We start from the raw sequence: 13,029 nt of genomic DNA on the forward strand, positions 1-13,029 counted from the left end.
TATGGTTCAGCCGGGCTATTCGTCAGTGGTGGGGCGCAGTCGCGCCTGCCACAACTCGGGAAAGAATCGGTGTCCGGCGAGTCTTGCCAGCATGTTCGCTGGGCTGCCGGGGTCACCGGCCGGGGGATGGCCGCCAATTCGCAGGGCCACCTGGTAGTGGCGGACCCGCCACACCGACACCCGTTCATCCCATTCCACCATCGCCTCGGCGAGCCGGTGCAGCGGATCCGACGGATCCGCCGGGCACAGGTCGGCCGCCTCGACACCGTGGGCGGCAAGCTGCTCGCCGAACGCGCGGCCGAGCTGTCGGCTGGCGCCCTGGACCTGCCGCCAACCGGGTGACTCCGCACCAGAACCGTTGCCGAGGGCGGGCTGCATCGCCTGAAAGTCCACTGGGGACAAATATCGCAGCATCTCCAGTTGGTCGGTGATCAAGCGGACCGCGAGCGTCGCCCGGGCCAGCAGCGCCTCCGCGGCCGGTAGCTGACCGGCAGCCACCTGGGTGGTCGCCTCCGCCAGCTCCGCCGCAGCCAGTTTCAGCCACAACTCGGTCGACTGATGCACCACCTGAAAAAGCAGCTCGTCGCGATGTATGACCTCGTCCGGCCTACGTTGGAGACCGAGCAAAGTATCTGTCCGCATGTAGCGTGCATAGTCCGTAGCGCCGTGACCTGGCAGAACAGGTGAATGGTCGTGCTTCACGGAATAGGCCCTCCGTTTGGCGCTGACGCCGGATCAAAAATACGCTGGCGGACATCATTCCAACGACGGACACCGATGCGCTACCCCTTGGTCTCGATGAATCTGGAAACGTGTCGAAGAGCTTGCCGGTTTCCCCCGTGTCTTCCGCATATCTGGGCAGGCCACCGCGGACAGCGTTGTCGTTGGCCGTGATGGGCGCGTCGCCGGCTTCCCGGCCTGAGGTCATCGCCGTCGCCCGTCGGCAGCGGGCCCGAGCGGCTTGGCGGGCGGGGACCGGCTTGTCCTTCCCGGCCCTTCCGCGTTTCGACGTCGTTGGCTGCCGAAACGGCCGCCCGCCAAGCCTCTCTCGTCCTCGTGTCGGTGTTCAGCCGTCGGTCAGCACGGCGGTGGTCGCCAGCCGTCGCGGTACCCGACCCCGTCCGGTCGTAGCCGGACCTCGTCGTACCACGAGCCGGGTACGGGTTCGGTGCGGATCACCGCCGGCCGCTCCACCACGACGCAGACGTCCGGGCCGGGCCACCACCAGCCGCCGGATCGCGCCAGGTCGGTCCAGGTCCGCAGCTGGTCGCTCGCCTCGGCGGTGTACGCGGCCAGTCCGAGCCGGTGCAGGGCGTCGTAGTACCCGACCCAGAATGCGTCCTGCTGGCTGTACCAGCAGACCGGCGTCTGTCGGTCGCCACCGGGCAGCCCTGCGCGGACCGGTTGCGTGAAGCCGGGGATCAGGCTGCGGTGCAGGGCGTTGCGGACGCCTCGGTGCAGCACGACGCCGAGTGGCACCTGCCGGTCGAGAGCATCCTGCGGTGGCAGGTCCGGCCAAGGTTCGCGGGTCCTGCCTCGGCGAACGGGAGACAGTTCGGGGTCGGTGTGCTGGACCCCGTCGCCGAGCGCGGCCCTCAGCCGGGACGCCACGGTGGCTATGTCGCTGGCCGGGGGCGGTGGGCCGGCCGGGGCGGGGTCACGGACCCGTTGGAGGAGCTGGCCGAGGGTGGGCAGTTGCCGGATCAGTGGCAGGGCCGCGGCGGGGGAGTCCGCCCAGACGAACCGGGGCTGGTGGCGGCCAGCTCGGGCGTAGATCGCCGTGAGGCACCGTTGCGTGGTGGGTCGGTCGGCGGGTTCGGTGGAGAGGGCGTACCCCAGCCACTCCTGCCGGATCACTTCGGCCTGCCGCCACAGATCGCGGGGGGCCGGGGAGAGGGGCGCGGCATCGTCGTGCCGCGTGGGCGCGGTCAACGCGCCAGGGCGTGTCCGCCCTTCCGGTTGGAGATCATCGCTAGATGATGGCCGGTCTTGCCACGATGCGCAACTGCTCTGAGTGGCCCCGGGGAGACCTCAGGGTGGGCTCGCGTGGTGACCAGCTCGGCATGCTGGCCTGGCGGTTGTGCGTGGCATGGTGGAGGCATGTGCAGGAACATACGCGTGCTCCACAACTTCGAACCGCCGGTGACCGACGATGAGATCGAAGCCGCCGCCCTCCAGTACGTGCGCAAGGTCAGCGGCACGACCCGGCCCTCAGCGGCCAACGAGGAGGCGTTCGGCGAGGCGGTCCGCGCTGTCACGGCGGCCACCCGAACCCTGCTGGACAGCCTTGTGACGAAGGCGCCTCCCCGAGACCGCGAAGCGGAGGCAGCCAAGGCCAAGGCACGCGCGGCCGAAAGGTACGAGCCTCGAACGATCACCTCGGGATGATCCGACCTGCCGGCCACGCGTTGGTCGGCCCGTTCCTGCTCGAACGGGATTCGGCGGAAGGCGACGTGGCCGCTGTGGCGAAGCTCGACACCCCGGCGGTCAGTCACCTGCTCTCAGCGCGCTGAGCACGGCCGTCACCTCGGGTCGTGACGCAGCCGGTCGCCGGACCGCGGTCGTGATGCGCCGGGTCAGCGGCGGGTTCAGCGGCCGGGTCACCACCCGGTACCGCGGGTCAACCGCCAGCTTGGGCAGCATGGTGATCGAACGACCGCTCTCCACGTGCTGGAGCGCCAGCATGTAGTTGTTGAACCGGCAGATCACCACGGGCTCGAAGCCGGCCTCCCGGCACAGCCGGGTGGACAGCTCGGACATGTACGAGCCGGCGACGTCGAACGTCCAGCGCTGCTGCGCGCACGCCTCCAAGGCGACCGACTCGGCGCTGGTCAACGAGTGCTCCGGGGGCAGCACGAGCACGATCGGATCGGTGGCGAGCGGCACCAGGTCGATCTCCGGCGAGAGTTCGGCGCCGGTGAAGTCGGCCGTCGTGATGATGAGGTCGACGTCCCCCCGACGCAGCGCCGGCATGCTCTCGTGCGGCTCCAGTTCCAGCAACACCACGCTCACGTCCGGGTGCCGGGCCGCGAGCCGGGCCAGCGCCGGTTCGGCGAGGGCTTGCACGGCACTCTGGAACGCGGCCACGGTGACCGTGCCGGCCGGTTCGTCGGCGAGGCGGCGCAGCTCCGCCTCGGCCCCGTCCATGGCCGCGAGGATCTCCCGAGCCCGGCCGGCGAGCAGTACTCCGGCTGCGGTGAGCCGCACCCGCCGCCCGGTTCGTTCCAGCAGCGCGGTCCGGGTCTCCCGTTCCAGCGTGGCCAACTGCTGGGACACCGCCGACGGGCTCAGGTTGCCGCGCTGTGCGACAGCCCGGACGGTGCCGTAGGTTGCCAGGTCGGCGAGCAGGCGCAGCCGCCATGGATTCAGCGTCATGCCCCCCGACTGTACGGCTCTGCTTAACAGCGACAGCGGAAATGTGCGATGGACGTGCCTTAGCGGGGCTGCCTAGCGTCGGCTCATGGCTGATTCGTTCTGGTCCGACGCCGATCGTCACCTGGTCCGCTACATCGGCGCGGGCAGCTTCGTCCGCGAGATCATCGACCACGCCGAAGGCAGTTTCGTGTTCACCGCCGACGGCCGCCGCCTGCTCGACTTCACGTCCGGGCAGATGAGCGCCATCCTCGGTCACTCCCACCCGGCTGTGGTGGCCACGATCCAGCAACAGGCCGCCACCCTCGACCACCTGTTCAGCGGCATGCTGAGCCGGCCCGTGGTGGAGCTGGCCCGCCGCCTCGCCGGCTCCCTGCCCGCGCCGCTCGAGAAGGTTCTGCTGCTCACCACCGGCGCAGAGTCCAACGAGGCGGCGATCCGGATGGCGAAGCTGGTCACCGGCCGGCACGAGATCATCTCGTTCGCCCGGTCGTGGCACGGGATGACGCAGGCGGCGGCGAGCGCCACCTACAGCTCGGGACGCAGAGGGTACGGGCCTGCGGCGCCCGGCAACGTCGCGATCCCCACGCCGAACGCGTACCGGCCCGACTTCACCCTCCCGGACGGCGAGCTGGACTGGCGGCGTCAGTTGGAGTTCTCGTTCGAGCTGTTCGACGCCCAGTCGGTGGGCAGTCTGGCGGCGTGCATCGTGGAGCCGATCCTCAGCTCCGGTGGCGTGATCGACCTGCCGCCGGGATACCTCGCGGCGCTGCGGGACAAGGTGCACGAGCGCGGCGGGCTGCTGATCCTCGACGAGGCGCAGACCGGTCTGTGCCGCACCGGCGAGTGGTACGCGTTCCAGCGGGACGGCGTCGTGCCGGACATCCTGACCCTGTCCAAGACGCTCGGTGCCGGCCTGCCGTTGGCTGCGGTGGTGACCAGCCCGGAGATCGAGCAGACGGCGCACGAGCGCGGTTTCCTCTTCTTCACCACGCACGTCTCGGACCCGCTGGTGGCCGCGGTCGGCAACACGGTCCTGGACGTGCTGGAGGCCGACCGGCTCGACGAACAGGCGGCGCACCTGGGCGCGTACCTCCGGAAGGGGTTGCGGGAGATCGGCCAGCGACACCCGGTGGTCGGCGACGTGCGCGGCCGCGGGCTGCTGGTCGGGCTCGAACTGGTTAGCGACCGGGAGTCGAAACGACCGGCCGACGCGCTGGGCGCCGCCGTGACCGGGCGGTGCCTGGAGCTGGGACTGCACATGAATGTGGTGCAGTTGCCGGGCATGGGCGGCGTGTTCCGTATCGCGCCGGCGCTCACCTCCACGCACGCCGAGCTGGACCTGGGCCTGGAGATCCTCGACCGGGCGCTCGCTGACGTGGTGCCGCAGTTCACGGCCTAGCGGTCAGAAATCCGGGTGGCCGATGGCGTCGTGCCCGCGCCTGGCGAGGAGGCCACTCCACGACGACCGTTCAGGCACGTGGTTCGACCAGGCCGTTGTCGTACGCGAAGATGACGGCCTGGATGCGGTCTCGCGCCCCGATCTTGGCCAGGATGCGCCCGACATGCTTCTTCACGGTGGATTCGGTGAGGGTGAAGCGTTCGGCGATCTCGGTGTTGGTGGCGCCCTGGCCGATCGCTTCGAGGACCTCTCGCTCTCGCTCGCTGAGCGTGGTGAGGCGAGGGTCCGCACGGATGGTCGACGCCGGTTTCTGGAGGTAGGCGTCCATCAGCTTGCGGGTCAGGCTGGGGGCCACCACCGAGTCTCCGCTCGCAACGGCGCGGATGCCGGCGATCAGCTCCTCGGGGCGGGCGTCCTTGAGGAGGAAGCCGCTCGCGCCGGCCCGCAGTCCCGCATACACGTACTCGTCCAGGTCGAATGTGGTCAGGATCAGCACGTGGGTGCGGGAGCCGGCCGCGGTGATGCGGCGGGTGGCTTCGATGCCGTCCATGCCGGGCATGCGCACGTCCATCAGCACCACGTCGGGCCGGGTCTGCTCGACTTTCCGTACTGCCTCGGCGCCGTTGGCGGCCTCGCCCACCACGCTGAAACCGGGTGTGCCGTCGAGCAGCATCTTGAAGCCCATCCGTTGCAGCTGCTGGTCGTCGGCGATCAGGACAGTGGTCATGCAGGCTCCTTGAGGACTACGTCGACGAGCCAGCCGTGCTCGGTCGGGCCGGCGGTCACCACCCCGCTGTACATGGCGGCGCGTTCCCGCATGCCGAGCAGGCCGTGGCTCGGGGCGGCGGGTCTGCCACGGCCGTTGTCGCGTACCCGTACCCGTACCTCTCCATCGGAGGCAGCGAGAGTGACGTCCGCGGTCGCGCCGCTTCCCGCGTGTTTGAGGGTGTTGGTGAGCGCCTCCTGAACGATGCGGTAGACCGCGAGCTGCACGCCTCGGCCGAGGGTGTGCAACTCGCCCGAGGTCGAGTAGGTGACCGGCAGCCCGGCCGCCCGCACGCTCGGCAACAGCCGGTCGAGATCGTCGATGCCCGGCTGCGGGCTCAGTTGCGGATCGTTGTCTCCTTCGCGCAGTACGCCCAGCACCCGGCGTAGCTCGGACAGCGCCTGCCGGCCGGTGTCACCGATCAACCGGAGCGGTTCGGCGGACTGCTCAGCCCGCGAGGTCGCGAGCGCGGCACCGCCGTCGGCCAGGCCCACGATGACCGAGACGTGATGGCCGACGATGTCGTGCATCTCGCGGGCCACCCGGGCCCGCTCCTCGGCGACGGCGAGGCGGGCCTGCTGATCCCGCTCGACCTCCAGGCGGGCGGCGCGGTCCTCGAGAGCGATGAGGTACGCCCGGCGGATGCGCACCGCGATGCCGGACGCGACCGCGGCAACTGAGGTGCCGATCACCAGGAACAGCGTGATGGTGCGGTTCTCCGTGACCGGATTGATCAGATAGATCTGGGCGACCAGCAGCGCGAGGGTGATCCCCGAGGCCCAGGCCAGCGCTCGCCACGAACCTCGGGAGGCCACGCCGAACAGCATCACGAGCAGGATCACTCCGGCGCCGACGCCGACGTCCAGCAGTCCCTCTGTCAAGTCGATGGCCGCGGTGACCAGGAACGCCGGGAACGGGTACCGCCGTCGCCAGTACAGCGGCGGTAGCAGGACCAGGGTCGCGATCGTCGCCGAGAGGGGATTCTCGATGATGTTCGGGATGCTGAAGAGCACGATCGGGACGGCCACCAGGGTGTCCATCACCCACGGGCGGCGCCGGTCGAAGGCTCGTAACCGGGCCTGCCGGTCCACCAGCCATCCCTGGGTGCTCATCACCGGATTCTCCCTCTACCCGCTCACGCGTCGGTCGTCTTCAGCCGGTACGCCGTCGCGGCGAGCGTCACGACCACGTACCCGGCGAAGACCGCGAGGCCGGCCCACGGGGCCAGGGCGCCGTCCGAGTGGGTCAGCGTCATCACGGCGCTGCCGGCGTTGCTGGGCAGGTACGGGGTGATGGCCTCGGAGATCGAGTCCGGCAGCAGAGCGGCCAGACCGGGCACGATCAGCAGCAGGCCGGCCAGGATCGCGATGGCGCCGGCGCTGGAGCGGACGAGCATGCCGAGCGCGACCCCGAGCACCGCGACCAGGCCGAGATAGAGGCCGGCGCCGAGCAGTGCCCGCAGCACGCCGTCGTCGCCGAGGTCCAGAGCACCGATCTCGGCGTTGAGCACGGCCGACCCCGCCACGAAAGCGGCGAAGGCGCCGGCGGTCATCGTGACGAAGGCGGCCGACCCCGCCACGAGGCTCTTCGACCAGAGCACCGGCAACCGGCGCGGCACCGTGGCGAAAGTCGCCCGGATCATGCCGGTGGTGTATTCGCCGGCGCCCAGCAGCGCGCCGAGCACGCCGACGGACAGCGCGGCCAGGGCGCTGCCGGACAGGGCGAGGTCGATCGAGGTCAGGTTGTCGCCCGAGAAGGAAGCCGAGGCGATCATGCCGAAGGCGATCAGGAGGAAGACGGATATGCCGGTCGTGATCCAGGTGGAGCGCAGCGAGGAGAACTTGGTCCATTCGGCGGCGACGACGCCACCAGGAGTGATCTTCATCGGGAGGCCTCGTATTCGACAGCGTCGCGGGTCAGGTCCATGAACGCCTCTTCGAGGGAGGCGTTCTGCGGGGTCAGTTCGAACAGCGGGATGCCACGGGATGCCGCGGCCAGCCCGATCACGCGGGCGGAGGCGCCGGCGACGAGCAGTTCCTCCGCACCGGTCGAGGTGACCGTGACACCCGGGCCGGCAATCGTCGTGCGCAGCGCGTCAGGGGCGGGAGTGACGACCCGGACACCCTCGGCCGTCACGAGGTCGGCCACGGTGGTGTCGGCCAGCAGCCTGCCCCGGCCCACGATGACCAGATGGTCCGCGATCAGCGAGACCTCGCTCATCAGGTGCGAGGACAACATCACGGTGCGGCCCTCGGCAGCCAGGCCGGTGAGCAGCTTGCGCACCCAGAGGACACCCTCCGGGTCGAGGCCGTTGACCGGTTCGTCGAGCATCACCACGGCCGGGTCACCGAGCAGGGCGGCGGCGATGCCGAGCCGCTGGCCCATGCCGAGGGAGAAGGCGCCGACCCGCTTGTGGGCGACGGCCGAGAGACCGGCCAGGCCGAGCACCTCATCGACGCGCGAGCGCGGAATGCCGTGCGTACGGGCCAGGGCCAGTAGGTGGCTGACCGCCGTCCGGCCGGGGTGCGCGGCCTTGGCTTCGAGCAGCACGCCGATCTCGCGCAGCGGCGCCTTCGACGACGCGTACGGCTTACCGTTGACCAGCACGTCGCCGGAGCTCGGCGCGTCGAGGCCGACCACCATCCGCATGGTCGTCGACTTGCCAGCCCCGTTGGGGCCGAGGAAGCCGGTGACCTGTCCGGGCTTCGCGGTGAACGACAGGCGGTCGACGACCGTCTTCGTGCCGTACCGCTTGGTTACTTCACGTATCTGAATCATGCCCGCAACGCTAGGTGCGCCCAGCGTCAGGTCCGTGGCACCGCAGTCGACACTTTCCGGGCGCCCGTGGTACTCCGGTACCACCGACAGCAGTCTCCTGGGTATGTCGGACAGCGGATGGGTGGCACACCTGCCCTTTGCGCCTGCCGCACCAACGTCGCTGCGTACGTCAATCCGCGATCAGCCGGACGAAGGGCGGCACGGGCGGAATGACGTCCAGATCTGCGCGCAGCGTCACATGCTGATCGGCTCGATCGATCTCCCGGAAGCCGGCGAAGGCATAGGTGATCTGCATCATTCTGTTCCGGCCGGTCTCGACCAGGTCCGCGTGCAGCTCGACGCAGGCATCCCGCGCCTGCCGCATCAGGTGGCTGAGCACGATCCCCCCGACGCCGCGGGACATCACGCGGCACGACATCAGCAACAACCGTAGCCGCCAGACCTTTTCTGACGTCTCGATCAGGACGAGCCCGATCTTGCCGTAGGAGCCGAAGCGGTCGTCGAGGGCGACGACATAGAGACGGTGGTCGTCTGAGGCGCGCGACTTGTCGAGGTCGTCGTAGGAGTACGTCCGACCGGTCGAATTCAGCTGGTTGGTGCGGATTGTCAGTTCCTGGGCCCGTTGCAGGTCGGCCCGGGTGGCGGATTCGATCCGGACGACCAGCCCCAACTGGGAGAGGAACTCGTCGGGGGTGCCGATGAACCGCTTCTCCTCGTCGTCGCGTCGGATCTGGTTGCGGTACATCTGGCGGCGTTCCCGCGACTCGTCGGTGCGGAACCGCGGCTGGAATGCCGGCGTCCGCATCGCCTCGACGAGTTCCGCCGGGTCCATGCACAGCACCTGCGGACACGCCATGGCGACCTCCGCCCGCTCGAACTCCTGATCGTCGACGAAGGCGATCGTGTCGAGCCCGATGTTGAGCTTCTCGGCGATCTGCTGAACGGAGTGTGACTTGGCGTTCCACCCGATCTGCGGGCAGAGGAACATCTCGGCGAGACCACTTCGCGCTATCTGTGTCCAGGCCGCCTGGTGATCGTTCTTGCTGGCGATGGAGTGCAGAATTCCCAACCGGTCGAGCGCCTCGATCGCCTCGACGACCTCCGGCTTCACCGTCACCGTCGCGTCCTCCAGCAGGACGCCGGTCCAGATCGTCTGGTCGAGGTCCCAGACCACACACTTGATCCGACCGTGCCGCTCCTCCTCACACGGGTCGTCGCTCACCGAACATCCCTTCGGTACGCGTCGGCCGCGATCGTGATCCGCTGGATCTCGTTGCTGCCTTCGATGATTTCCATGACCTTGGCGTCGCGGTACAAGCGCTCCACCAGATGGCCGGGGGTGCAGCCGACGGCACCGTGGATCTGTACTGCCTCGGCGGCATGTCGGGCGGCTGCGGTCGAGGCGAAGTACTTGGCCACCCAGGTGGCCATCAGTGTGTCCGCGTCGCCCTGGTCCTTCAGCCGCCCGGCGGCCTCGTAGAGCAGTCGCGCGGCCCGGGTGTCGGTGACCATGTCGGAGAGCTTCGCCTGGATGAGTTGCCTGTCGCGCAACGCGATGCCACCGACCTTGCGGTGCGTGGTGTGGTGGGCGCAGGCGTCCAGGCAGGCTTGGAGGATGCCGACTGAGCCGGCGGCCACGCTGTAGCGGCCGAAGTCCAACACAGCGCTCATCACCATGCCGTTCACGAAACCGTCCGGACCGACGAGGGCGTCCGGTCCCACCCGTACCCCTGCCAGGGTGAGCCGTGCGAGCATGCTGCCGCGGGTGCCCAGCATGCCGGGGATCGGCGTCACCGTCAGCCCTTCGCTGTCGCGGGGCACCAGGAAGGCGGCGATGCCGGCGCCGGTGCGTGCGAACACCAGGAACAGGTGCGCCCGTTGGCCTCCGGTGATCCACGTTTTGGTCCCGTGCAGGACCCATCCACGTTCGTCCCGGACCGCTCGGCTGGTGAGGTTCACGGCGTCGCTGCCGGCGTCCGGCTCGGACAGGCAGAAGGCCCCCAGCACCGATCCGGCGGCCAGGCGCGGGAGCCACTGCTCCCGTTGCCGGGGCGTGCCGAACCTCAGCAGCGCCCAGGAAACCATTCCGTGCACGGTGAGCAGGCTGCGTACCGATGAGCAGGCGTGTCCGATCTCCTCGTGCACCTGACCCACCGTCAGCATCGAGGCGCCCTGCCCGCCGTACCCGACCGGTAGGAACGGTGCCCACAGTCCGGCCGCGCCGATACGGTCGAGCGTCTCCGACGGGATGCTGCCGGCCTGATCGAACCGGGTGGCCAGCGGTGCGAGGTGGGTCCGGGCGAAGCAGCGGGCAGCAGTTCGATCCGTTGGTACGCGTTCGGTGCTCGCAGCCATCGGTGACATCGCCGGTGCCGCCGTCACACCGTCGCGGACTGACGGTCGACCAACGCGCTTATCGCGTCGATGCTGCGGAAGCTGTCGATCCGCATCTCGTCGCTGGGCACGGTGAAGTCGAAAGTCTTCTCCACGAACATCACCAGCTCCAGCGCGAACAACGAGTTGACCAGGCCGAGGGCGAAGATGTCCTCATCGTGGGCGATCTCCACGTGCGGGAACCGCTGCTGGAGGAACGCGGCGACGACGGCGCTGGGGTCGTTGTGGGACATGTGTTCCCCTCCTGTGCTGGTAGCCGGGTAGTCAGGCGGTCGGGCCGTACTCGTAGAAGCCACGACCGGACTTGCGCCCGTGCCGGCCGGCGTTGGCCATGGTGCGCAGCAGCGGGCAGGGCCGGTACTTGCTGTCGCGGTAGTGCTGGTAGAGCACGTCGATGCTGTGCAGGATGGTGTCGACGCCGATCAGGTCGGCAGTCTCCAACGGGCCCATCGGGTGGCCGAAACAGCTCCGAAAGACCTCGTCGACCGCTTCGGCGGTGGCAACGCCCTGGTGGACCAGGAAGGCCGCTTCGTTGACGGTCAACATCAGGACGCGGTTGGAGACGAAGCCGCAGACGTCCTTGACGTCGATGGCCTTCTTGCCCATCGCGTTCAGCAGTTCACGGGTACGCCGAACCGTCTCGGCCGAGGTGTGCTCGCCCGCGATGAGCTCTACGGCGGTCTTCATGGGTACCGGGTTCATGAAGTGCACGCCGACCAACTGCTCCGGTCGGCCGGTCACCGCTGCGAACTCGGTGATCGGAATCGCGGACGTGTTGACGACGAACACCGTCGCCGGATCGCAGATCCGGTCCATCTCCAGGTACAAGGCTCGTTTGAGGTCCCACCTCTCGGGGATGTTCTCGATGACGAAATCCACCTCGGCGAGCGCCTTCGGATCCACGCCGGTGCTGATCAACGCCATCGCCGCAGCCGTGTCCACGGCAGGACCGCCGAGCATCCGGCTCATCCGCAGCTGCGCCTCGATCTTCTGCAGAGCCGCGTCGAGAACCTGCTGTTCGGTGTCCACAAGGACCACCCGATGCCCGGTCTGGGCCAGGTTCTGCGTCACGCCGATCCCCATCACGCCGGCTCCGGCAACGCCGACAACGCTCATGGTCGGGTTCCTCTCCTCAGGTCAGATCACACGTCCGTCTCGGGAGCTGGTGTGGTGTCCAGGAACCCCGTCGGTCGTCGGCTGGGCCCGGCGCGGCCCGGCCCCGAGCCGGTCACCGACGGTGAAGTCACCGGGATCGCCGACGACCTCGACCAGCACCATGCTCCAGGCGGCCACGGGACTGGCGCTGATCAGCACGGCCCGCTCACCCTCGCGCAGCCGCCCGGTCCCGATCTCGGTCGCCAGGTTGAGCAGGACGTCGTTCGCGCCGAGATGGCCCAGGTCGCGCAGGTTGTCGTGGCAGGCCGCCGCGATTGTCACGCCGAGCGTCTCCTCAAGGAACCGGAACCCGCCCAGGGACAGGTTGTGGCACACATTCCGGGCGACGTCCCCCGGCGCGAGCCCGTTGCGGTCCAGCAGGCGTCGGTACATCGCGCCCAGCCGGTCACGGCTCTCCAGCGCCAGGGTGAAGGAGTACTCCTGGAGGTCGCGGCACTGCTCGGACCAGCGGGCCGACGGGCGGTCCCGGTAGTCCACCCGGAACAGGTCCCAGTAGTGGCCGTTGGTCTCCTGCAGCACGTCGAGAACGCGCAACGGCCCCTCCCTCGAGACGACCGCGGCCATGCCCCCGTCGCCGCTGACCGTCACCGGGTGCCGGTAGCGCCGCGGCGTGGCCGGCGTACTGCCGTGCACGACGAGGACGTCGCTCAGATCCGGATCGGCGGCCAGCAGGCCGCGCGCCACCAGCAGCGCCGGCGTCATCGACACACAGCCCAGCCCGCCGACGGAGAACGTCAGCGCCCGGTTGGCGCCGAGGTGTGCCTGCAACCGGGTCTCGGCGGAGCTCATCAGCGTGGTCGGCGCACGGGACTCGACCGCGACCAGGGCCCCGATCTGATCCGCGTCGAGGCCGGCGGCGACAAGCGCCCTGCTGGCGGCGCCGGCGGCCAGGTGGAGCGCGTCCAGCTCCGGATCGGTGCGAATCCGCTCGATTCCGAGGTCGGCGCAGAGCTGCCGCTCGGCCGGTCCCAGGTACGCCAGTTCCGGCAGCTCGGCCACGGCGACCGACCGTTCCGGCAGGAACGACGCCACCGTGCGTAGGGCGAACGTCCCGGACATGTCGCCGCCTCTCCCCGGTTTCCGCTGACTCTGCCGACTCTGCCGGCCCCGCCCGGCCGCTGGCAGAGAAGGACGGGCAGAG

15 protein-coding genes are annotated in these 13,029 nt (G+C 69.3%); 3 read left to right on the plus strand and 12 right to left on the minus strand.

The window, feature by feature from the left end; all coding sequences use genetic code 11:
* Positions 1-15: 15 nt before the first annotated feature.
* Together O7624_RS27540 and O7624_RS27545 are read right to left on the minus strand one after the other, a co-directional pair.
* Positions 16-702, minus strand: coding sequence for a tryptophan 2,3-dioxygenase family protein (locus tag O7624_RS27540; protein WP_282237881.1), 687 nt, complete (start codon positions 700-702; stop codon positions 16-18).
* 375 nt (positions 703-1,077) lie between these two features.
* Positions 1,078-1,932, minus strand: coding sequence for a DUF6745 domain-containing protein (locus tag O7624_RS27545; RefSeq protein ID WP_282237882.1), 855 nt, complete (start codon positions 1,930-1,932; stop codon positions 1,078-1,080).
* A gap of 168 nt (positions 1,933-2,100) precedes the next feature.
* On the opposite strand from O7624_RS27545, the gene O7624_RS27550 reads away from it, so the two are divergent.
* Positions 2,101-2,388: a DUF2277 domain-containing protein gene (locus O7624_RS27550; RefSeq protein WP_282237883.1), complete on the plus strand. Its 288-nt coding sequence runs from the start codon at positions 2,101-2,103 to the stop codon at positions 2,386-2,388.
* Complete coding sequence (locus O7624_RS27555; RefSeq protein ID WP_282237884.1) at positions 2,385-2,513, plus strand: hypothetical protein; 129 nt, start codon at positions 2,385-2,387, stop codon at positions 2,511-2,513. Before O7624_RS27550 ends, O7624_RS27555 begins: the two co-directional genes overlap by 4 nt.
* On the opposite strand, the gene O7624_RS27560 is transcribed toward O7624_RS27555, so the two are convergent.
* The gene (locus tag O7624_RS27560) at positions 2,488-3,375 is read right to left on the minus strand and encodes a LysR family transcriptional regulator (RefSeq protein ID WP_282237885.1); all 888 of its coding nucleotides are present in this window, start codon (positions 3,373-3,375) and stop codon (positions 2,488-2,490) included. The two genes, O7624_RS27555 and O7624_RS27560, sit on opposite strands and share 26 nt — an antisense overlap.
* An 85-nt stretch (positions 3,376-3,460) precedes the next feature.
* On the opposite strand from O7624_RS27560, the gene O7624_RS27565 reads away from it, so the two are divergent.
* A complete protein-coding gene (locus O7624_RS27565) occupies positions 3,461-4,774 on the plus strand; it encodes an aspartate aminotransferase family protein (RefSeq protein ID WP_282237886.1) in 1,314 nt (437 codons plus the stop codon).
* A 70-nt stretch (positions 4,775-4,844) separates the two neighbouring features.
* Here O7624_RS27565 and O7624_RS27570 read toward each other — a convergent pair whose 3' ends face one another.
* From O7624_RS27570 to O7624_RS27610, 9 genes are all read right to left on the minus strand, one after another.
* Positions 4,845-5,501 (minus strand): response regulator transcription factor, encoded by a 657-nt coding sequence (locus O7624_RS27570; RefSeq protein WP_282237887.1) that lies wholly within the window; start codon positions 5,499-5,501, stop codon positions 4,845-4,847.
* The gene (locus O7624_RS27575) at positions 5,498-6,652 is read right to left on the minus strand and encodes a sensor histidine kinase (protein WP_282237888.1); all 1,155 of its coding nucleotides are present in this window, start codon (positions 6,650-6,652) and stop codon (positions 5,498-5,500) included. The genes O7624_RS27570 and O7624_RS27575 overlap by 4 nt, the downstream gene beginning before the upstream one ends.
* Positions 6,653-6,675: 23 nt before the next feature.
* Positions 6,676-7,425 carry an ABC transporter permease gene (locus O7624_RS27580; RefSeq protein ID WP_282237889.1) on the minus strand — a complete coding sequence of 250 codons (750 nt, stop codon included), beginning with the start codon at positions 7,423-7,425 and terminating at the stop codon, positions 6,676-6,678.
* Positions 7,422-8,318: an ABC transporter ATP-binding protein gene (locus O7624_RS27585; protein WP_282237890.1), complete on the minus strand. Its 897-nt coding sequence runs from the start codon at positions 8,316-8,318 to the stop codon at positions 7,422-7,424. Before O7624_RS27585 ends, O7624_RS27580 begins: the two co-directional genes overlap by 4 nt.
* A gap of 169 nt (positions 8,319-8,487) precedes the next feature.
* Positions 8,488-9,540 (minus strand): HAD-IIIC family phosphatase, encoded by a 1,053-nt coding sequence (locus tag O7624_RS27590; protein WP_282237891.1) that lies wholly within the window; start codon positions 9,538-9,540, stop codon positions 8,488-8,490.
* Positions 9,537-10,673, minus strand: a complete 1,137-nt coding sequence (locus O7624_RS27595) for an acyl-CoA dehydrogenase family protein (protein WP_282237892.1) — start codon at positions 10,671-10,673, stop codon at positions 9,537-9,539. Before O7624_RS27595 ends, O7624_RS27590 begins: the two co-directional genes overlap by 4 nt.
* A gap of 23 nt (positions 10,674-10,696) precedes the next feature.
* Positions 10,697-10,945 carry a phosphopantetheine-binding protein gene (locus tag O7624_RS27600; RefSeq protein WP_282237893.1) on the minus strand — a complete coding sequence of 83 codons (249 nt, stop codon included), beginning with the start codon at positions 10,943-10,945 and terminating at the stop codon, positions 10,697-10,699.
* A 31-nt stretch (positions 10,946-10,976) separates the two neighbouring features.
* On the minus strand, positions 10,977-11,828 hold the full coding sequence (locus O7624_RS27605; protein ID WP_282237894.1) for a 3-hydroxyacyl-CoA dehydrogenase NAD-binding domain-containing protein: 852 nt from the start codon (positions 11,826-11,828) through the stop codon (positions 10,977-10,979).
* Positions 11,829-11,849: 21 nt separating this feature from the next.
* Positions 11,850-12,947 carry a ketoacyl-ACP synthase III family protein gene (locus O7624_RS27610; RefSeq protein WP_282237895.1) on the minus strand — a complete coding sequence of 366 codons (1,098 nt, stop codon included), beginning with the start codon at positions 12,945-12,947 and terminating at the stop codon, positions 11,850-11,852.
* Positions 12,948-13,029 lie beyond the last annotated feature (82 nt).

It is taken from the genome of Verrucosispora sp. WMMD1129, assembly GCF_029581255.1.
Lineage (GTDB): Bacteria > Actinomycetota > Actinomycetes > Mycobacteriales > Micromonosporaceae > Micromonospora > Micromonospora sediminimaris.